At 61.7% G+C, this 19824-nt stretch carries 16 protein-coding genes and 3 pseudogenes; 6 read left to right on the top strand and 13 right to left on the bottom strand.

Features of this window, described 5'->3' with window-relative positions; translation table 11 throughout:
• Positions 1–53 precede the first annotated feature (53 nt).
• A pseudogene (locus tag KI241_RS23965) lies at positions 54–476 on the bottom strand (restriction endonuclease); the annotation flags it as partial.
• 217 nt (positions 477–693) lie between these two features.
• Here KI241_RS23965 and KI241_RS23960 point away from each other — a divergent pair.
• Entirely contained in the window at positions 694–1122 is a 429-nt protein-coding gene (locus KI241_RS23960) for a type I restriction-modification system subunit M N-terminal domain-containing protein (RefSeq protein WP_244868243.1), read from the top strand.
• Positions 1123–1214: 92 nt separating this feature from the next.
• Here KI241_RS23960 and KI241_RS23955 read toward each other — a convergent pair whose 3' ends face one another.
• The 10 genes and pseudogenes from KI241_RS23955 to KI241_RS23910 form a co-directional block, all read right to left on the bottom strand.
• Entirely contained in the window at positions 1215–2273 is a 1059-nt protein-coding gene (locus KI241_RS23955) for a PDDEXK nuclease domain-containing protein (RefSeq protein WP_212803063.1), read from the bottom strand.
• Positions 2274–2874: 601 nt separating this feature from the next.
• Positions 2875–3606, bottom strand: coding sequence for a helix-turn-helix transcriptional regulator (locus tag KI241_RS23950; RefSeq protein ID WP_042730590.1), 732 nt, complete (start codon positions 3604–3606; stop codon positions 2875–2877).
• 197 nt (positions 3607–3803) lie between these two features.
• On the bottom strand, positions 3804–4331 hold the full coding sequence (gene ppa / locus KI241_RS23945; protein ID WP_003205933.1) for an inorganic diphosphatase: 528 nt from the start codon (positions 4329–4331) through the stop codon (positions 3804–3806).
• 102 nt (positions 4332–4433) lie between these two features.
• A complete protein-coding gene (locus KI241_RS23940) occupies positions 4434–5255 on the bottom strand; it encodes a M90 family metallopeptidase (protein WP_042730591.1) in 822 nt (273 codons plus the stop codon).
• Positions 5256–5261: 6 nt separating this feature from the next.
• A pseudogene (locus KI241_RS23935) lies at positions 5262–5908 on the bottom strand (DedA family protein).
• Between the two features lie 353 nt (positions 5909–6261).
• Positions 6262–6723 (bottom strand): GNAT family N-acetyltransferase, encoded by a 462-nt coding sequence (locus KI241_RS23930; protein ID WP_042732233.1) that lies wholly within the window; start codon positions 6721–6723, stop codon positions 6262–6264.
• 107 nt (positions 6724–6830) lie between these two features.
• Positions 6831–7655, bottom strand: coding sequence for an ethanolamine ammonia-lyase subunit EutC (eutC, locus tag KI241_RS23925; RefSeq protein ID WP_042732237.1), 825 nt, complete (start codon positions 7653–7655; stop codon positions 6831–6833).
• Between the two features lie 11 nt (positions 7656–7666).
• Positions 7667–9061 (bottom strand): ethanolamine ammonia-lyase subunit EutB, encoded by a 1395-nt coding sequence (locus tag KI241_RS23920; RefSeq protein ID WP_042732234.1) that lies wholly within the window; start codon positions 9059–9061, stop codon positions 7667–7669.
• A gap of 199 nt (positions 9062–9260) precedes the next feature.
• Positions 9261–10631, bottom strand: coding sequence for an ethanolamine permease (eat, locus tag KI241_RS23915; RefSeq protein ID WP_042732235.1), 1371 nt, complete (start codon positions 10629–10631; stop codon positions 9261–9263).
• A 259-nt stretch (positions 10632–10890) separates the two neighbouring features.
• A complete protein-coding gene (locus KI241_RS23910; RefSeq protein ID WP_042732236.1) occupies positions 10891–12411 on the bottom strand; it encodes an aldehyde dehydrogenase family protein in 1521 nt (506 codons plus the stop codon).
• Positions 12412–12895: 484 nt separating this feature from the next.
• Here KI241_RS23910 and KI241_RS23905 point away from each other — a divergent pair, with 484 nt between their 5' ends.
• From KI241_RS23905 to KI241_RS23890, 5 genes and pseudogenes are all read left to right on the top strand, one after another.
• Positions 12896–14803: a sigma-54-dependent Fis family transcriptional regulator gene (locus tag KI241_RS23905; RefSeq protein ID WP_047736349.1), complete on the top strand. Its 1908-nt coding sequence runs from the start codon at positions 12896–12898 to the stop codon at positions 14801–14803.
• Positions 14800–14925: pseudogene (locus tag KI241_RS27905) on the top strand (metal ABC transporter ATP-binding protein); the annotation flags it as partial. The gene KI241_RS23905 and the pseudogene KI241_RS27905, both read left to right, overlap by 4 nt.
• Positions 14926–15028: 103 nt before the next feature.
• The gene (mpl, locus tag KI241_RS23900; RefSeq protein ID WP_047736348.1) at positions 15029–16378 is read left to right on the top strand and encodes a UDP-N-acetylmuramate:L-alanyl-gamma-D-glutamyl-meso-diaminopimelate ligase; all 1350 of its coding nucleotides are present in this window, start codon (positions 15029–15031) and stop codon (positions 16376–16378) included.
• The gene (ubiX, locus tag KI241_RS23895; RefSeq protein WP_042732905.1) at positions 16375–17007 is read left to right on the top strand and encodes a flavin prenyltransferase UbiX; all 633 of its coding nucleotides are present in this window, start codon (positions 16375–16377) and stop codon (positions 17005–17007) included. The genes mpl and ubiX overlap by 4 nt, the downstream gene beginning before the upstream one ends.
• Positions 17000–17284 (top strand): YceK/YidQ family lipoprotein, encoded by a 285-nt coding sequence (locus tag KI241_RS23890; protein WP_042732906.1) that lies wholly within the window; start codon positions 17000–17002, stop codon positions 17282–17284. Before ubiX ends, KI241_RS23890 begins: the two co-directional genes overlap by 8 nt.
• Before the next feature lie 120 nt (positions 17285–17404).
• On the opposite strand, the gene KI241_RS23885 is transcribed toward KI241_RS23890, so the two are convergent.
• Both KI241_RS23885 and KI241_RS23880 read right to left on the bottom strand, forming a co-directional pair.
• Positions 17405–18046 (bottom strand): oxidoreductase, encoded by a 642-nt coding sequence (locus KI241_RS23885; protein ID WP_123579642.1) that lies wholly within the window; start codon positions 18044–18046, stop codon positions 17405–17407.
• Positions 18047–18073: 27 nt separating this feature from the next.
• Positions 18074–19792 (bottom strand): C13 family peptidase, encoded by a 1719-nt coding sequence (locus tag KI241_RS23880; RefSeq protein WP_042733016.1) that lies wholly within the window; start codon positions 19790–19792, stop codon positions 18074–18076.
• Between the last annotated feature and the right edge of the window lie 32 nt (positions 19793–19824).

Genomic DNA, 19824 nt, shown 5'->3' with positions numbered 1-19824 from the left:
CGGTATTTCCGAATTTTCTACCTTTTATGGCCGAGGACTTGGAACAGCCTTCATCACTCATCATCAAAATAATCACGATCCAATGCTGGAAGCTTCAGCAAGCGTGAAGTAACACCCACTTCATGATCCATCATCAGGTTCACCAGACGATTTCCATCTACTAACACAATGCCTTCTACCGACTTGGCGAAATCGATCGCATGAGCGGTAAACCCTGAAGTAGTAATAAACACGCCTCGCTTTGCTTTCTGTCCTGCGAGCGCTCCATAGAAGGCCTGTAGCTCAGGACGGCCAACGGTGTTCTGCCAGCGTTTCGCCTGAACGTAAACTTTCTCAAGCCCTAGCTTGTCGAGCGAAATGATTCCGTCGATCCCCGCATCGCCGGAGCCACCCACTCGTTGAAGATCATTGCGGCTCGCGCCATAGCCCAGACGGTGCAGCACATCCAGCACGATCACTTCAAAACGGTTAGAGGGAGGCAGCCAGAATCCACTTCACTGAATGTCATGCGGCTTCGGGTGAGACTTCCATGATCTGCTGCTTGCCGTTTCCGGTGCGTCAGAGCTGCCCTTAAGACGGAATGCTTCAAAACTATGGACAATCTACTGGCCCGGCGGGACTGAAATGGATGAGGTTCGCTAGTTAACCCAAGGTAAAACGTCCGCCTCGCAAAAAACAATTCTGAGTTTTCGTATGGCGCCGGCGCAATGGGCATTTCCCAAGCGCAGCAACAGGCGAGGCGACGGCTATGCGCTTTTTTCCTCCCAGCTAGGATTGCCAATGGCTATCAAAAAATCTGACCTTTACTCATCTCTCTGGGCCGCATGTGACGAGTTGCGCGGCGGGATGGATGCCAGCCAGTACAAGGACTACGTCCTGTTCATGCTGTTCATCAAATACATTTCAGATAAATACGGTAACTCGGATGACTTCGCTCCGCCGGTGACCATTCCATTTGGTGCCAGCTTCACGGACATGGTCGCCCTGAAGGGCAAGCCTGATATCGGCGACAAAATCAATACGCAGATCATCCAGCCGCTGATCGACGCCAACGCCCGGCTTGCCCGCAGTGATTTCTCTGATTTCAACGACCCGAGCAAACTCGGCGAGGGGAATGATTGAGGAACACTACCCGACCTGGCGTGAAGCCCGCGCTGAGCTGAATGATCTGCCGTTGACGGCTGAGGCCTGGAGGGAGTGAGGTAGCAATTTCATTACGAATCGTCCTCCATGGACTTGTCATCACTTGCCAGCTCCCGCTCGATCTGTTCAATGCTCGGTAGGCTGGTTTGCAGTTCCGCGGGCAGGGACTCCACTAATTGGTATTCAGCCACCCCGATGGGGCGGGCGTTATCACGCAGAGCGTATTCAGCCACTACCTTATTCTTGCTTTTGCACAGCAGAAGGCCAATGGTCGGGCCGTCCTGAGGGTGTTTGAGCTGGGCATCTACTGCGGTGAGGTAAAAGCTTAGCTGGCCCAGATGTTCGGGTTTGAACTTGCCTGCCTTGAGTTCGATCACGACATAGCAGCGTAGCTTGAGGTGATAGAACAGCAGGTCGATGAAAAACTCGTCGCCGCCTACATCCAGCAACACCTGTTGACCGACGAAGGCAAAGCCTGCGCCTAGTTCCAGCAGGAAATCGGTGACATGTTTGATCAGGGCGTTTTCGATCTCACGCTCCTGTGCTTCATAGGTCAGGCCGAGGAAGTCGAAGCGGTAAGGATCTTTCAGTGATTCGCGAGCCAGGTCGGACTGTGGTTTGGGCAGATGGCTCTCGAAGTTGCTGACTGCCTTGCCGCTGCGCTCTAGCAGGCGGGTCTCGATCTGCATCACTAAAATGTTACGTGACCAGTTGTGCTCGATTGCTTTGGCGGCATACCAGCAGCGGGTTTCAGGGTTTGGCAGTTTGTCCAGCAGCGCCAACTGGTGGTACCAAGGCAATTGTGCAAGCACCCCTTGCACAAATTCTGCGTCCGGCCAGGCCTCGGCAAAGGCGCGCATGTATTTGAGGTTACGTGGGGAAAAGCCTTTCATATCGGGAAAGGCCGCATGCAAGTCTTGAGACAAGCGGTCGATCACCTTGGCTCCCCAGCCCTGCTGTGTTTGCCGGATCAAAATATCGTGACCGATCTGCCAATAGAGCAAGACCAGTTCGCGATTCACTGCCAATGAGGCGCGCTGTTGCGCATGATGAATACGGCTCTTGAGGTCAGTCAGCCAGTCACCATAACCCTCTGGAGGCATGCTTAGGCTAGCAGGGGGTTCGCTCATGCTTTTCCCTCATGGTTTAGGGCAACAGACAGGGATCATAAGCGTCATGCGAATGAGGACGCTTGGCGTCTAATCAGTGGCGGGCTGTTAGGTCTGGTCATTGACTTGGCAGCGACGATCGAAGACTAAGCTGCGCGTTTGTCAGGCGCAAGCGGGTTGGATCCTCTCGGAGATTTCCCTCAATAAAAAATGAAACTGCTTACTTTAGGGGCTTTGTTGCTCGCTGCTAGGGGAAAGTGTCTGCGCCGCTGACGCGAATGTATAACTTTCCACCAGACATTAAAAAGCCGGCTTATGGCCGGCTTCTCGTTGACTGATTCAATTCGTTTTTGACAAACCTTACCAGCCTTCAAAACGTACATCCGGCTCTTGCGGCCGGCTGTGGGACTTGGTCAGAAAGTGATCTGCCTTGTCGGTGCGAGGCGTGGGCTCGCAAAGGTGGGGCGGAGGATACGCGGGTTTTGGTTGGAAGCCTAGGGGTAAGTGGTGTGGAATCATTGGGTTAGGGTGATTCAGAGGGAAAGCAGGGGCTGCTTTGCAGCCCAGCGGGAGCAAGCTCCCTCGCCACAAAAGCGCCTGTCACAGCCTTATGTCCACGGGCTCATTCGTACACCTGCGGTCGCTGCTTATTGAGGGTCGACCACCAGAATACCCAGCCCAGTACCCTGATGTTTTGCGCTTCGATCTGTTCGGCGCTGAAGACTTCGTCGGGGTAGGCGGCGCTGTTGTGGCTGCGTAGGCGCAGGCGGTTGCCGGGGACTCGGTGCAGGTATTTGATGCGCAGCATGCCGTCGTGCTCGAGGGCGTAGATCTGGCCGTCGACGACCTGGGTGAGGCCGCGGTCAATGGCGAGGGTGGAGCCGTCTTCGATGCGTTCGGCCATGCTGTCGCCGACCATGGTCGTGCAGATGGCGTCGCCGGGGTTTATTTCCAGGGATTCGAGGTGGCTGCGGGGCAGGCGGATGGTTTGGTCGGGGACTTCGATGATGTGGGTCTTGCTGCTGCCCGGGCTGACCGGGGCTTCGGTGTAGAAGGGCAGGTCGATGTCCTGGGTTTCCAGCACGCTGTAGACGCCTTGGACTTCAGCGGCTTCATAGGTGGTGCCGGGGCCGAGGCCCAGCGGGGTTTGCGGGCCTTCTCCGGTGGCGAGCCATTGCGGGCTGACGGTCAGCAGGCCCGCGATGGCGTGGATGCGACCGGGCGGAATGCCACGATTGAACCAGTTGTTCACGTGCTGGGATTTCACACCGTACAACTTCGCGAAGTCGGCGGAACGGATGTTGGCTTCTTTGAGAAGGGCTCTGAAGCGGTCGCCACTGGAGATAATTTTCATAAACGGAAAGTTTAGAGGCGACCGTGTTTTGAGCAATAAACATGTCGTGCAGATTTATAAGACAATCTTTCCGTTTGCAGGATTTGAAATAGATGGGCTAAACGCAGTTAAACGTTGTTAATACGTAGCTGTATTTTATTTAAATTCAAGCATAAAAAAACCCCGGTGCAAACCGGGGTTCTTCCACACATTCAGTATCAGCCCTTGTAGGCGGCAACCGACTTGGTGATGGCTTCGCGGGCGGCGTCTGCGCCGGCCCAGCCTTCGATCTTGACCCACTTGCCTTTTTCGAGATCTTTGTAGTTCGCGAAGAAGTGTTCGATCTGCTGGATCAGCAGCGGTGGCAGGTCGGTGTATTCCTTCACGTCGACATACAGTTGCGACAGTTTATCGTGTGGCACTGCGATGACTTTGGCATCGCCGCCGCCGTCGTCGGTCATGTTCAGGATGCCGACTGGACGGGCGCGGATGACCGAGCCTGGAGCAACCGGGTAGGGGGTCACGACCAGCACGTCGAGGGGGTCGCCGTCGTCGGCCAGGGTGTTGGGGATGTAACCGTAGTTGGCCGGGTAGAACATCGGGGTGGCCATGAAACGGTCAACGAACAGGCAATCGCTGTCTTTGTCGATTTCGTATTTGATCGGGGCGTGGTTGGCCGGGATTTCGATCGCGACGTAGATGTCGTTCGGCAGGTCTTTGCCAGCCGGAATCTTGCTGTAGCTCATTGGGCGGTGCCCCCGTTAATTGACCAGATGACTGGTCGGATTGACCAAAAAGTGGCGGCGATTATAGGCATATTCGGCCGCTGATGCCACGTACCCAGGGTCTTAGAGACTTTGGTATGACGCCTGATAGACCGGATCCTCGGCTTGAAGTTGCCGCAGCCGGGCGAACGGGTCCTGGCGGTAGAACGCCTTGAGCTGTTCATAGACTCGCGGGTAGGCCTGGAGCAGCAGGTCTGGGGCGCTGAAGAAGTATTCGCTGGTGACGGCGAAGAACTCCGCGGGGTTTTCCGCCGCGTACGGGTCAATGGCGGTTTCGACGTCCGGGTCCTGGTCCAGCTGGCGATTGAGGTCATCGTAGGCCTGTTGCATGGCCTCGGCCCAGTCGCTGACCCGCATGTCGGCGTGCAGGGGCGGCAGGCCGTTGGCGTCGCCGTTGAGCATGTCGAGTTTGTGCGCCAGCTCGTGGATCACCAGGTTGTAGCCCTCCCAGCCGCCGCTGGCGAGCACGCCGTCCCAGGCGAGGATGATCGGCCCTTGTGGCCAGGCTTCGCCGCTGTGTTCGCCGTCCCATTCATGTTCGATGCCGCTGGCGTCGCGGTAGCGCTGGGGGCTGAGGAAATCGTCGGGGTAGAGCACGATTTCGTGGAAACCCTGGTACCAGTTCAGCTCGCCCAGGTGCATCAACGGCAACTGGGCCTGGGCGGCGAGCAGCAGGCGCTGTTCCTGGTGCAGTTCGACGCCGGGCAGGGCGGTCAGGTGTTTGTCATGCAGGAACAACACGCAGGCTTCACGCAGCCACTGGTCCTCGGCGGCGCTGATACCGTCGAGGAAACTCAACTGATGGCGCACGCGTTGCCAGGTGTCTTCGGCCACGGGATGCTTGGCCAGGGTGCGTTGGCGGCGCCAGTTGCTGAGGGACCACATGGGCGATCAGGCTTTCGAAGCGCGCTGGCCCATTTTGCTGCGGACCAGGCTGATGACCATCGGCAACAGCGACACCAGGATGATGCCCACCACCAGCAACGACAGGTTCTGCTTGATGAAGGGCACGTTGCCGAAGAAGAAACCGAGGGTGACCAGGCCGCCGACCCACAGGACGGTGCCCAGGACGCTGAAGCCGAAGAAACGTGCATACGGCATTTTCCCCACGCCGGCGACGAAGGGGGCGAAGGTGCGGATGATCGGCAGGAAGCGCGCCAGGGTCACGGTTTTGCCGCCGTGCTTGTCGTAGAAGTCATGGGTTTGTTGCAGGTAGTCGCGGCGGAAGATTTTCGAGTTCGGGTTGCTGAACAGTTTTTCGCCCGCGGTGCGTCCGATGAGGTAGTTGGTGCTGTCGCCGAGGATCGCCGCCAGCATCAGCAGGCCACCCAGCAGGAGCGGGTCCATGGCCCCCCGGCGGCCACCGCGCCGGCGATGAACAGCAGCGAATCCCCCGGCAGGAAGGGCATCACCACCAGGCCGGTTTCACAGAAGATCACCAGGAACAGGATGGCGTAGACCCAAGTGCCGTAGTTGGTCACCAGCATGTCGAGGTACACGTCGAGATGCAGAATGAGGTCGAGGGGATTGAAATCCATGCAATACACCTGTGGTGACGGCCTGAGGGGCAGGCGTTTGGGTCTGGCTTTGAGTATGGCTACAGAGTATGTAGCTTTTGCTTACAAGCCGGGAAGACCGGGATTATACGGGCTGGAGGGCGGGGAGCGTGGTGAGTTTGTAGCTAGGGATTTCGGTGGTGTGCAATTGAGTGAAGGCTCTTGTGGCGAGGGAGCTTGCTCCCGCTGGGGCGCGGAGCGGCCCTGAAGCAGGCGACTCGGTCAGTCTGATACACAGCATGCACAGGTTTTGGGGCTGCTTCGCAGTCCAACGGGGATAAATCCCCTCGCCACAGAAGGTTTGGTGTTGTGGCGGGGGGACTCAGCTACAGGGGTCAGATGTCGTCGCTGATCGGCAACACGTAGTTCTTGAACTCGGTGTCTTCCTTGAAACCGATGGATTCGTAGGTCTTCTGCGCCACTTCGTTGTTGCTGCTGGTGGAGACGCGCATGCGCACGGCATGGGTTTCCTTGGCCATTTTTTTCGCCGTGCGGATCAGGTGGTCGGCCACCAGTTGGCGGCGGGCGTCTTCGGCGACGTAGATGTCGTTGAGGATCCACACGCGCTTGAGGGACAGCGACGAGTAGCTCGGGTAGAGCTGGCAGAAGCCCAGCAGCTTGCTGTCGTCGTCATCGGGCAGGGCCAGGTAGATCACCGACTCCTTGCGACGCAGGCGCTTTTCGAGAAAGGCCCGGGACGAGTCCGGGTATGGCAGCGAGCCATAGAATTCCCGGTATTTGACGAACAATGGGGTCAGCAGGTCCAGGTGTTCCAGGGTCGCTTGAATAATCCGCATGGCAGGTCTCGTTTACAAAGGTCGACATGGAGTCTGACAACAACGGCGTTCTGCCGTGCTTTTGATGCTGCCTGAAATTGGATCAAAAACGCAATTGGCAGTACGGATCAGCTTCGGGGCGGCATCAGTAGGAAATTACCTTTCATATCGGCACCATTTTCCGATTCAAGCGTTTGGAGCTGGGCTTCGTCCTTCAGATTGACCCCTGAAAGCTGCCTGCGACAGGCCTCGCGCATCAGGTAGATCAAGCGATGGGCCGCCATGCCGTAGCTCAGGCCTTCGAGCCTGACGTTGGAAATGCAGTTGCGGTACGCGTCGGTCAGCCCCACCTTGGGGGCGTAGGTGAAATACAGCCCCAGGCTGTCCGGCGAGCTGAGGCCGGGGCGTTCGCCGATGAGAATCACCGACATTTTGGCGCCGAGCCGTTCGGCCACTTCATCGGCCACTGCGACCCGGCCCTGTTCCACCAGGACGATCGGCGACACCGACCAGCCGTCGTCGGCGAGCTGTTCCTCCAGGCGCGCCAGGAAGGGCAGGGTATGGCGATGCACCGCCAGCGCCGACAGGCCGTCGGCCACGACAATGGCCAGGTCCACGCCACCGGGATGGGCGGCCGCGTAGTCGTCCAGTGTCTGCGCCGAGGCCTCGTCCAGGCGGCGGCCCAGGTCCGGCCGTTGCAGGTAGCTGTTGCGGTCGCTGGCGGCGCTGTGGAGCAACAGGCTCTCGCGGCCGCGCTCGGCCAGTTGTGCGCGAAGGCCCTGGTGATCGAAGGCCAGGTGCACCGCGTCCCGTGCCTGGGCATGGGCGTACTGGAAGTCCAATTGTGCCTGGGTCGGCAGGCTGGTACCGGTGCGGCCCAGGGCGATGCGCGCCGGGGTCAGGCGGCGCAGTTCCAGCCAGGGGTTTTGCGAATCGACTGGTTTTTTGTCCATCGGCAGGTCACTCATCCCAGGTGAGCCAGGGCGTGACGAAACGCCGGTGGCAGGTTGTCGCCAAACCGCACCCGGCCGTCGGCCTGGGTGAAGATGCCCATGTTCGCCAACCATTGCTCGAACTCCGGCGCCGGCTTCAGGCCCAGGGTCTGGCGGGCGTAGAGGGCGTCGTGGAACGAGGTGGTCTGGTAGTTGAGCATGATGTCGTCGGAGCCGGGGATGCCCATGATGAAGTTGATCCCGGCCACGCCCAGCAGGGTCAGCAGGGTGTCCATGTCATCCTGGTCGGCTTCGGCGTGGTTGGTGTAGCAGATGTCGCAGCCCATCGGCACGCCCAGCAACTTGCCGCAGAAGTGGTCTTCGAGGCCGGCGCGGATGATCTGCTTGCCGTTGTACAGGTACTCGGGACCGATGAAGCCTACAACGGTATTGACCAGGAACGGGTTGAAATGCCGTGCCACGGCGTAGGCCCGTGTTTCGCAGGTCTGTTGATCCACGCCGTGGTGGGCGTTGGCCGACAGCGCGCTGCCCTGGCCGGTTTCGAAATACATCAGGTTGTTGCCGAGGGTGCCGCGGTTCAGGCTGAGGCCAGCGTCGTAGCCTTCTTTCAGCACGTTCAGGTTGATGCCGAAACTGGCGTTGGCCGCTTCGGTGCCGGCGATGGACTGGAACACCAGGTCCAGGGGCACGCCCCGGTTGGCCGCCTCGATGGAGGTGGTGACGTGGGTCAGCACACAGCCTTGGGTTGGGATGTCGTAGCGCTGGATGATGGCGTCGAGCATTTCCAGCATGGCGCAGATCGAGGCCGTGCTGTCGGTGGCCGGGTTGATGCCGATCATGGCGTCGCCGTTGCCGTAGAGCAGGCCGTCGAGGATGCTTGCGGCGATGCCGGCCGGTTCGTCGGTGGGGTGGTTGGGTTGCAGGCGTGTGGACAGGCGCCCGCGCAGGCCGAGGGTGCCGCGGAATTTCGTCACCACGCGGATTTTCTGCGCCACCAGCACCAGGTCTTGCACGCGCATGATTTTCGACACGGCGGCGACCATTTCCGGCGTCAGGCCGGGGGCCAGGGCGCGCAGGCTGTGCTCGTCGGCGGCGTCGCTGAGCAGCCAGTCGCGAAAACCGCCGACCGTGAGGTGGCTGACGGTGGCGAAGGCGTGTTTGTCGTGGGTGTCGACGATCAGCCGGGTGACTTCGTCGCTCTCGTAAGGAATCAGCATTTCTTGCAGGAAATGGCTGAGGGGCAGGTCAGCCAGGGCCATTTGCGCGGCCACCCGCTCGCCATCGTTGAGCGCCGCGACGCCAGCGAGCAAATCCCCGGAACGCGCCGGGCTGGCCTTGGCCATCAGGTCCTTGAGGCTGTCGAAGCGATAGGTCTGGGCGCCGACGGAATGGGCGAATTCGGCCATGGGCGGTGTCCTCCTGGTTTTCTAAATGACTCAAATACAACCCGTAACCCTGTGGGAGCGAGCTTGCTCGCGATAGCAGGGTGTTAGCAAAATACTTGTCGACTGATACACAGCTATCGCGAGCAAGCTCGCTCCCACAGGGGCAGTGTCCACTTTCAGATAGCAGGCACCTGGCCCTCGGCCCGGCGCCGATGCAACCTCATATACCTGTGAGCATAGCGTCCGCCGGGGCGCTGGAGCGTTGTTTGGCGGTCAGTTGGAAGTACAGGTAGCCGACCACCATGAAAGCCAGGAACACCAGGCCGATCACGGTGTTGAACCAGGCCATCGCCACCAGGCAGACCACGGCCAGGAACAGCGCAATGCCCGGCACGATCGGGTAGCCCGGTGCGCGGAAGGTGCGTTCCAGGTCTGGTTCGACCTTACGCAGCCGGAACAGGCTGAGCATGCTGATGATGTACATCACGATGGCGCCGAACACCGACATGGTGATCATCGCGGCCGTCAGGCTCATGCCCTGCAGGTTCACCAGGCCGTCGCTGTAGATCGCCGCGATGCCGATCACGCCGCCGGCCAGGATTGCCCGGTGCGGGGTCTGGAAGCGCGACAGTTTCGCCAGGCTCCGCGGCAGGTAGCCGGCCCGGGCCAGGGCGAAGAACTGCCGCGAGTAACCCAGGATGATCCCGTGGAAACTCGCCACCAGGCCGAACAGGCCGATCCACACCAGCATGTGCATCCAGGTCGAATTGTTGCCGACTACGGCTTTCATTGCCTGGGGCAGCGGGTCGTTGATGTTCGACAGTTGCCGCCAGTCGCCCACGCCGCCGGCCATGATCATCACGCCGATCGCCAGGAAGACCAGGGTCAGGATGCCGCTGACATAGGCGCGAGGAATCGTGCGTTTCGGGTCCTTGGCTTCTTCGGCGGCCATGGCCGCGCCTTCGATGGCGAGGAAGAACCAGATCGCGAACGGAATCGCCGCAAAAATGCCCGGTATTGAGGCAAGGCTGAACTCATTTGCACCGGACCAGCCGTTGAGCACGAAATTGCTGAAGCTGAAGCCAGGCGCAACCACGCCCATGAACACCAGCAATTCGGCCACCGCCAGCACGGTGACCACCAGCTCGAACGCCGCGGCGATGCTGACGCCGAGGATGTTCAGGGTCATGAACACCGCGTACGCGCCGACCGCCGCGACCTTGGGGTCCAGTTCCGGAAACTGCACATTGAGGTAGGCGCCAATGGCCATGGCAATGGCCGGTGGCGCAAAGACGAATTCGATCAACGTGGCGATCCCGGCGATCAGTCCGCCTTTTTCGCCAAACGCCCGCCGGCTGTAGGCGAACGGCCCGCCCGCATGGGGGATGGCGGTGGTCAGTTCGGTGAAGCTGAAGATGAAGCAGGTGTACATCAGCGCGACCATCAGCGCGGTGACGAGGAACCCGAGGGTCCCGGCGGTGCCCCAGCCATAGCTCCAGCCGAAGTACTCGCCGGAAATCACCAGGCCGACGGCGATGCCCCATAAATGCAGGGTGCCGAGTGTGGGTTTGAGTTGGGTGGAAGTTGTCATAAGTCCTCTCTGTTTTCTTATTGTTTGATCTGTTGGACTTTCGGGATTGCTGTGGAGCGGGCACGCAAGGCTCGTGCCAGAGCGTTGGGGCGGTAAATTGATGTTGTCAGTGAGGGCGCCATCGCGAGCAAGCTCGCTCCCACAGTGGAACTGTTGCCAACCCTGGAAAAAGAGTTATCCACAGATCCCTGTGGGAGCGAGCTTGCTCGCGATAGCTGTCGAAGGGGCAAAGCAGGAGAACCTGCCTTGCCCCAAGGGCTTAGAAGAACCCCAGCGGATTGATGTCGTAGCTCACCAGCAGGTTCTTGGTCTGCTGGTAGTGGTCGAGCATCATCTTGTGGGTTTCACGCCCGACGCCCGACTTCTTGTAGCCACCGAACGCGGCATGCGCCGGGTACAGGTGGTAGCAGTTGGTCCAGACGCGACCGGCCTTGATGGCCCGGCCCATGCGGTAGGCGCGGTTGATGTCGCGGGTCCACAGGCCGGCGCCGAGGCCGAACTCGGTGTCGTTGGCGATCGCCAGGGCTTCGGCTTCGTCCTTGAAGGTGGTGATACTTACCACCGGGCCGAAGATTTCTTCCTGGAACACGCGCATCTTGTTGGTGCCCTTGAGCAGGGTCGGCTGGATGTAGTAGCCGCTGGCGAGGTTGCCTTCGAGTTTTTCCACCTGTCCACCGGTCAGCAACTGGGCGCCTTCGCCCTTGGCGATTTCCAGGTACGAGAGAATTTTGTCGAACTGCTGCTCGGACGCCTGGGCGCCGACCATGGTGTCGGTGTCCAGCGGGTCGCCACGCTTGATCTGTTCGATCTTCTTCATCACCACTTGCATGAATTCGTCGTAGATCGACTCCTGGACCAGGGCGCGGGACGGACAGGTGCAGACTTCACCCTGGTTGAAGAACGCCAGCACCAGGCCTTCGGCGGCTTTTTCGATGAAGCTCGGCTCGGCCTGCATGATGTCTTCGAAGAAGATGTTCGGCGACTTGCCGCCCAGTTCCACGGTGGACGGGATGATGTTTTCGGCGGCGCATTTCATGATGTGCGAGCCCACCGGGGTGGAACCGGTGAAGGCGATCTTGGCGATGCGCTTGCTGGTGGCCAGGGCCTCGCCGGCCTCCTTGCCGAAGCCTTGCACCACGTTCAGCACGCCCGGCGGCAGCAGGTCGCCGATCAGTTCCATCAGCACGCAGATGCCCAGCGGGGTCTGCTCGGCGGGCTTGAGCACCACGCAGTTGCCGGCCGCCAGGGCCGGGGCGAGTTTCCAGGCGGCCATCAGCAGGGGGAAGTTCCACGGGATGATCTGCCCGACCACGCCCAGCGGTTCATGGATGTGGTAGGCCACGGTGTTGCCGTCGATCTCGGCGGCGGCGCCTTCCTGGGCCCGCAGGCAACCGGCGAAGTAACGGAAGTGGTCGGCGGCCAGGGGGATGTCGGCGTTGAGGGTTTCGCGCACAGCCTTGCCGTTGTCCCAGGATTCGGTGATAGCCAGGGTTTCGAGGTTCTGTTCGATGCGGTCGGCGATTTTCAGCAGGATCAGCGAACGGGCCTGGACCGAGGTGGCGCCCCAGGCATCCGCGGCGGCGTGGGCGGCGTCCAGGGCTTTTTCGATGTCTTCGGCCGTGGAGCGCGGGAATTCGGCAATGGGCTGGCCATTGACCGGGGAAGTATTGGTGAAGTACTGACCTTTGACAGGCGCGACGAACTCGCCGCCGATGTAGTTACCGTATTTGCTCTTGAACGAAACGATAGCGCCTTCAGTACCGGGGTGAGCGTAACGCATGATGAGTTCTCCTTGGCTTTTGTGCTTATACGGGAGGCCGCGCAAAATTGAGCGCCGGTAATCAAGCGTAGAGCAAAGGGCGGGCCATTGCCTTGCAGGGCCCGGAAATCAAGACTTTAGGAGGAGTTGCTCGGATAAACGGATGGGTTGTGTGGCGATAGCGGTACAGGCGGGGTGACAATTTGTGCCATCTCTGAGACAGCGAATGACTGAACGGTCGCGCCAGCATTGCATTGCCGGTTCAGCTGGAGGATGCTGGTTTTTTCACTCGATTGGCCTGCTAGACACCATTGTGGCGAGGGGATTTATCCCCGCTGGGGTGCGAAGCGCCCCCAAAGCAGCCAATTCGGTGAGTCTGACGCACGGTGCGTCCAGGTTTCAGGGCTGCTGCGCAGCCCAGCGGGGATAAATCCCCTCGCCACAGGTTAAGTGTTAAGCACAGGTTCGGTGTTCGACAGTTGCTCCAGCAGGAGAATAATAAGAGATGCACAGCAACCATCTGAGCCGCCATGCCCAGCAGGTCCTGACGGTCACCCAGGGCAAGGCCCATTTGCAGGGGCCTGGCAGCGATCCGTCGATTGCCCGTTCCTGGCTGCGCTGCCTTGAGGATTATCACCTCGACCCGGCCCAGAACCTTGCGCCGACGGTGCTTGAGCATGGCCGGGTGCTGGAAAGCCGCGAGCGCCTGCAACAGGTGCTGCACATCGCCGGCAACGAAATGACCAGCCTGCATCAGCAGCTCTCCGGCGCCGGCCATGCGGTGTTGCTGACCGACGCCCGCGGGGTGATCCTCAACTGCGTCACCGCCCCCAGCGAGCGCAAGATCTTCGAACGGGCCGGCCTCTGGCTCGGTGCCGACTGGAGCGAGGCTTGCGAGGGCACCAACGGCATCGGCACCTGCCTGGTGGAGCGCCAGGCCCTGACCATCCACCAGGAAGAACATTTTCGCGGTCGCCACACCGGCCTGACCTGCTCGGCCAGCCCGGTCTTCGACCCGCATGGCGAACTGCTGGCTGTGCTCGACGTGTCCTCGGCCCGGCCGGACGTGTCGCGCCAGAGCCAGTTCCACACCATGGCGCTGGTCAACCTCTCGGCCAAGATGATCGAGAGCTGCTATTTCCTGCGCTGCTTCGACAACCAATGGCTGCTGCGCTTTCATTTGCAGGCCGAGTCCGTGGGGCTGTTCAGCGAAGGGTTGCTGGCCTTCGACGGTGAAGGGCGGATTTGCGCCGTGAACCAGAGTGCGCTGAATTTGCTCGGGCACATTCGTGGCGGCTTGCTGGGCCAGCCGGTGGAAGCCTTTTTCGATTGTTCGCTGGACGAGTTGCTTGGACGGGCCAGCGCCCACGCCAGTGCCAGCTGGCCGTTGCGCACCCGTGACGGTCGGCACCTGTTTGCCGTGTTGCGAGGCCAGCCGCGTAGCGTGCCGGTTCCGCTGGCCCCGGCGCTCAAGCCCAGCGAGCCGGCGCGCCTGCCAGGGATCTGCCTGGGGGATGCGTCGTTGCAGGCGCATTTTCGCAAGGCGCTGCGGGTCTTCGAACGGGACGTTCCCTTGCTGATCAACGGTGAAACCGGGTCCGGCAAGGAAGCCTTCGCCAAGGCCGTGCACCACGCCAGCCAGCGTGCCGGGAAACACTTCGTCGCGCTCAACTGCGCGGCCATCCCGGAAAGCCTGATCGAGAGCGAGCTGTTCGGCTATCGCGGCGGCAGCTTTACCGGCGCCCGCAAGGAAGGCATGCGCGGCAAGCTGCAACAGGCGGACGGCGGCACTTTGTTCCTGGACGAGATCGGCGACATGCCCCTGGCCTTGCAGACCCGGTTGCTGCGGGTGCTGGAGGATCGGCAGGTGGTGCCGATCGGTGGTGAGCCGGAGGCGGTGAACGTGCGCATCATCAGCGCCACTCACCGGCAGTTGTTCGAACGGGTGCAGGATGGCAGTTTCCGCGAAGACCTGTATTACCGGCTCAACGGCTTGGAAATCCCCCTGCCGGCGCTGCGTGAGCGCGGTGACAAAGCGCAGTTGCTGGATTTTCTGCTGGCCGAAGAGCGCGGCGCCGAGACGGTCACCCTCGACGAGCCGGCGCGCCAGGCGCTGCTGGCGTTCGACTGGCCGGGCAATGTGCGCCAGTTGCGCAACGTGCTGCGCACCCTCGTCGCGCTGTGCGAGGACGGGCGGATTGGCGTGGAGGACTTGCCGGCGATGATCCGTCAGGCGCGGCCGCCAGTCGAACCGGCACCTGCCACCGAACACCCGCTGGAAGATGCCGAACGGTTGGCGTTGCTCAATGCGCTGGAGCAGACGCGCTGGCACATGACCAACACGGCGGAGCAGTTAGGCATCAGCCGTAATACGCTGTATAGAAAGCTGCGCAAACACGCCATCGCCCGCTGACCCCCGATCCCACGGCCACTGAAAATCCTTTTGTGGGAGCGGGCTTGCTCGCGAAAGCAGCGTGTCAGCCGATGCATCTATTGAATGACCCACCGCATTCGCGAGCAAGCCCGCTCCCACAGGGTTCAGTGGTGTTCATCGGCCTGAGCATCAGGCAATTCCAAACACAAGGTGCGATTTCCCCCTCCCTAGGCTAACCTGCGGCCATGTTTTACGAGGTCGACTATGCACATCCATATTCTCGGTATTTGCGGCACTTTCATGGGTTCGATGGCGGTCCTGGCCAAGGAGCTGGGCCATCACGTGACCGGTTCCGACGCCAACGTCTACCCGCCGATGAGCACCCAACTGCAAGCCCAGGGCATTGAATTGACCCAAGGCTACGACCCGGCACAACTGGAGCCGGCGCCGGATCTGGTGGTGATCGGCAACGCCATGTCCCGGGGCAATCCCGCGGTGGAGTACGTGCTCAATAAAGGCCTGCCGTACGTGTCCGGGCCGCAGTGGCTGGCCGATCACGTGTTGCAGGGCCGCTGGGTACTGGCCGTGGCCGGCACCCATGGCAAGACCACCACCAGCAGCATGCTCGCCTGGGTGCTGGAGCACGCGGGCATGAGCCCGGGCTTCCTGATCGGCGGCGTGCCGCAGAATTTCTCGGTGTCGGCGCGCCTGGGCGGTACACCGTTCTTCGTGATCGAGGCCGACGAATACGACAGCGCGTTCTTCGACAAACGCTCGAAGTTCGTCCACTACCGTCCACGCACCGCGATTCTCAATAACCTTGAGTTCGATCATGCGGACATCTTCCCCGATCTTCCAGCCATCGAACGGCAGTTCCATCACCTGGTACGGACCATTCCAAGCGAAGGCCTGGTCATTCACCCGACCACCGAGCCGGCCTTGCAGCGGGTGATCGAAATGGGCTGCTGGACCCCGGTGCAAACCACCGGTGCGGGTGGGCAGTGGCAGGTGAAGTTGCTCAAGGACGACGGTTCGCAGTTCGAGGTGATGTTCGAAGGCCAGTCCCAAGGCGTCGTGGAGTGGGACCTGACTGGCCAGCACAACGTTGCCAACGCCCTGGCGACCCTGGCCGCGGCCCGGCATGTCGGCGTGGTGCCGGCCATGGGCGTGGCCGCGCTGAGCGCATTCAAGAGCGTCAAGCGGCGCATGGAGAAGGTCGCCGAGGTGCGTGGCATTACGATTTATGACGACTTCGCCCACCACCCGACCGCCATCGCCACCACCCTCGACGGCTTGCGCAAGCGTATTGGCGACGCGCCATTGATTGCCATCATCGAACCGCGCTCCAATTCCATGAAACTGGGCGCGCACCGCGATGGCCTGCCGGAAAGCGTGGTCGATGCCGATCAGGTGATCTGGTATGCGCCGGCCAACCTCGGCTGGGACCTGGGTGCCACCGCCGCACTGTGCAGCGTGCCTTCGATTGTCAGCGATTCGTTGGAAGGCATCATCGAACGTGTGAAAAGCCAGGCCCAACCCGGTACCCACGTGGTGATCATGAGCAATGGTGGCTTCGGCGGCCTGCACGGCAAGCTGGCCGAGGCGCTGCGATGAACAACGGTCCGGAGCGCATCACCCTGGCGATGACCGGTGCTTCCGGTGCCCAGTACGGCTTGCGCCTGCTCGATTGCCTGGTGCGGGAAGACCGCGAGGTGCACTTTCTCATCTCGAAGGCGGCGCAACTGGTGATGGCCACCGAGACCGACGTGACCTTGCCGCCCAAGCCCCAGATGATGCAGGCCTTCCTCACCGAATACACCGGAGCAGCGGACGGACAGATTCGCGTGTACGGCAAGGAAGACTGGATGTCGCCGGTGGCGTCCGGTTCCGGCGCGCCGGCCGCCATGGTGGTGGTGCCGTGTTCCACAGGGACGTTGTCGGCGATTGCCACCGGGGCGTGCAACAACCTGATCGAACGGGCCGCGGACGTGACCCTCAAGGAGCGCCGCCAACTGATCCTGGTGCCGCGGGAAGCGCCGTATTCGAGCATTCACCTGGAGCACATGCTCAAGTTGTCGAACATGGGCGTGACCATCCTGCCGGCCTCGCCAGGCTTCTATCACCAGCCCCAGACCATCGACGACCTGATCGATTTCGTGGTGGCGCGGATCCTCAACCTGCTGAACATCCCTCAGGACATGCTGCCGCGCTGGGGCGAGCATCATTTGAGCAGCGATGAATAAGATCCTGATGGTACTGCTGGCGCTGCAACTGACCGGTTGCGCCACCGCTCGCACGCTGGACGCGGCCAAGCCCGGTGCGCCGGTGGTGTATGCGGGCACACGGCTGGACCTCTACGCCCTCAATGGCGGCTGCTGCGCCAAGGACCGTTTCGGCGCCGAGGCCCCGAGCTATCCCGGCGTCGATCTGCCGGCCAGTGCGTTGCTCGATACCGTGTTGTTGCCGTTGTCGCTGTTCACGGCGATGGGGGTGGGGTTCCGGGCGACTGGCGGGATGTGATTGAAAGACTTGGGGCTGCTGCGCAGCCCAGCGGGAGCAAGCTCCCTCGCTACGGGGGGACTGAGAGAGGAAGCCCATCGCGAGCAGGCTCGCGATGGTGTCTGGCCAGGCGATACCGAATTACTTACCCAACTTACGCAACTCATCCGACTCTACCACCCGCACCCCGTCCTGTTCCTCCAGCGCCAGGCGCCACATGGCGCGGGCCAGTTGGCAGGCTTCGATGCCGTGGTATTTGCCTGGGATCAGCTTCGACAACGGCCCGGCCAGTTGCTCGGCCAGGCGAGGTTCGACGCGGTCGCCCAGCAGCAGGGAAGGCCGGCAGAGTGTGAGCTGCGGCCAGTCCTGGGCCCTGAGGGCCTCTTCCATTTCGCCCTTGACCCGGTTGTAGAAAATCGATGACTTGGGGTCGGCCCCCAGCGCGCTGATCGCCACCAGGTGCCGGGCGCCCAGCTCCCGGGCGCGCTTGGCGAAGGCCACGACCAGCTCCAGGTCCACCGCGCGAAAGGCCTGTTCCGAACCGGCTTTCTTGATGGTGGTGCCAAGGCAGCAAAAGGCGATGTCGACCCGGCCGCTGAGGCGGGGCAGCACCTCGGCCGGTTCCCCAACCGGGTTTTCCAGGTGCGGATGCCCGGCCAGTGGTCGGCGGGAAGGTGCCAGGACCCGGCTGATGGTCGGCTCGTTGAGCAGCCGGTCCAGCAGGTGTTCTCCGGTCAACCCGGTGGCACCAGCGAGCAAAACATGCTGAGGTGTCAAGTACATAGTGTTTCCCCCTTGATACGGTTCAGCTTAGTTGCTCTTTGTGGCCTCGTCGTTCAATGCAGCACTTTGCAATGCTTTTCGCGCCTGTTGCTTGCGCAGCAGTTGCCAGTGGGAAAGGACAGTCCTGGGTGCCCAGATCTGCGGCTCGGAAGCTTCGAAATTGTCCGCCTGCTCGCGCTCGGCGACGGTGGCCTTGGCCTTCTTGAAGGCCTGCTCCAGGTCGTCGGTCTGGTTCAGCGCCTGGGCAAACAGTGCATCGCCGAAATAGGTGAAGTTGGCTTCCTCGGAGCAGCCGAAGGACACCCGGTCGGCCCGCGAGGCGGTCATGACCAGGGTACGTTCATCCTTGAGCGCCGGGATGAAACCGCCGGAGTAGCAGGCTGAGATCACCACGATCTTGTCGCGGTTCTTCAGCGGCGCCAGGACCGCGGCCAGTTCGTCGGCGGGCAGGTCGGCCAGCTCCATGCGGGGCTGGTCGAGCACCAGTTCATGCTCGCTGGTGCCGTGGCTGGTCAGGTAGATGAAAATCAGGTCTTCCGGGCCGCTGCGTTCGGCCAGGGTGGCGGCGGCGCGGCGCAGGCTTTCGCGGCTGGCCATGGGCCGGTCACCGAGGTGATCGCGGTGGTTCACCAGGCGGATCTGCCCGAAGGCGCCGAAACGGCTGGCGAGCATGTTGGCGACGTAGTCGGATTCGCGCAGGAACACGCTCTGCTTGCCATCGCCACCCAGGGTCAGGCTGTACAGCTCCACCGCCGGGGTGGAGGCGGGGATATTGGCGAGGGCGTCGTCCAGCAGGCGGCCCTGGGCCAGCAGGCCAAGTTCCAGCACGTCCGGCAGCAGCCGGCCATCGGCGTCGCGTACCCGTTGGCCCTTGGCCCAGGTGCCGCTTTGCACGGTGCCGTCAGTCAATGCCAGGGTGCCGCGCCCGTGGTAGCTGTCGTTCTCGAACTGGCCGACGTAGAAGCTGCCGTCGGGCAGGTTCAGGCGCCCCTGGCCGGTGAATCGCCACTCGTTGAATTGCCCGAGGTAATGGCTGCCATCGGCCCCGATCAATTCACCCTTGCCGGTCAGCGCGCCGTCCTTGAACTGGCCGATCCAGACGTCGCCGTCAGCGTTTTCGTAACGGCCGCGACCGTTGAGTTGGTTGTTCCTGAAACCGCCGACATAGACGTCGCCGTCGGCGCTGTTGAAGGTCCCCTTGCCTTGCAGTTGGCCGTCGACGAAGTGCCCGGTGAACTGGTTGCCGCTGGCATCGAAGCGCTGGCCTTCGCCGTTGGGCTTGCCATTGACGAAGGGGCCCTGGTACTGGCTGCCGTCGTCGAGCTCCAGGCGCCCGAGGCCTGAGTACCGGTCGGCCTTGAACTCGCCGCGGTAGGTCATGCCGTTTTCCTTGAGCGTGCCTTCGCCGTCGCGCCGGCCCTGCTTGAAGCCACCGGTGTAGCTGCTGGTGGGCGTGGTCAGGCTGCCCTGGCCGTGGAACAGGCCGTGCTGGAACTGGCCGCGGTAGACCTCGCCGTTGCTGCCGTGCCATTCCCCGGTGCCGTGCCACTGGCCCTTGTCGAACTGCCCGGCGTACCAGCTGCCGTTGGGGTAGTCGATACGCCCCTGGCCTTGCAGCAGGCCGTCCACCAGGTCGCCGCGATAGCGTCCGCCGTCGGGCAGGCGCGCGTCGGGAGGCAGCAGCGATTCGCCGTCGCCGCAGGCGGTGAGCAACAGGGTCAGGGTCAGCGGAACGAGTAAGCGCATAACGGGATCCAGGTCATCAGGCCACGAGTATG

This window comes from Pseudomonas sp. Cab53 (genome assembly GCF_018325965.1).
Classification (GTDB): Bacteria; Pseudomonadota; Gammaproteobacteria; order Pseudomonadales; family Pseudomonadaceae; genus Aquipseudomonas; species Aquipseudomonas chlororaphis_E.
Note: the sequence above shows the minus strand (reverse complement) of the source record. Positions and strands in the feature narration are given on the sequence as shown.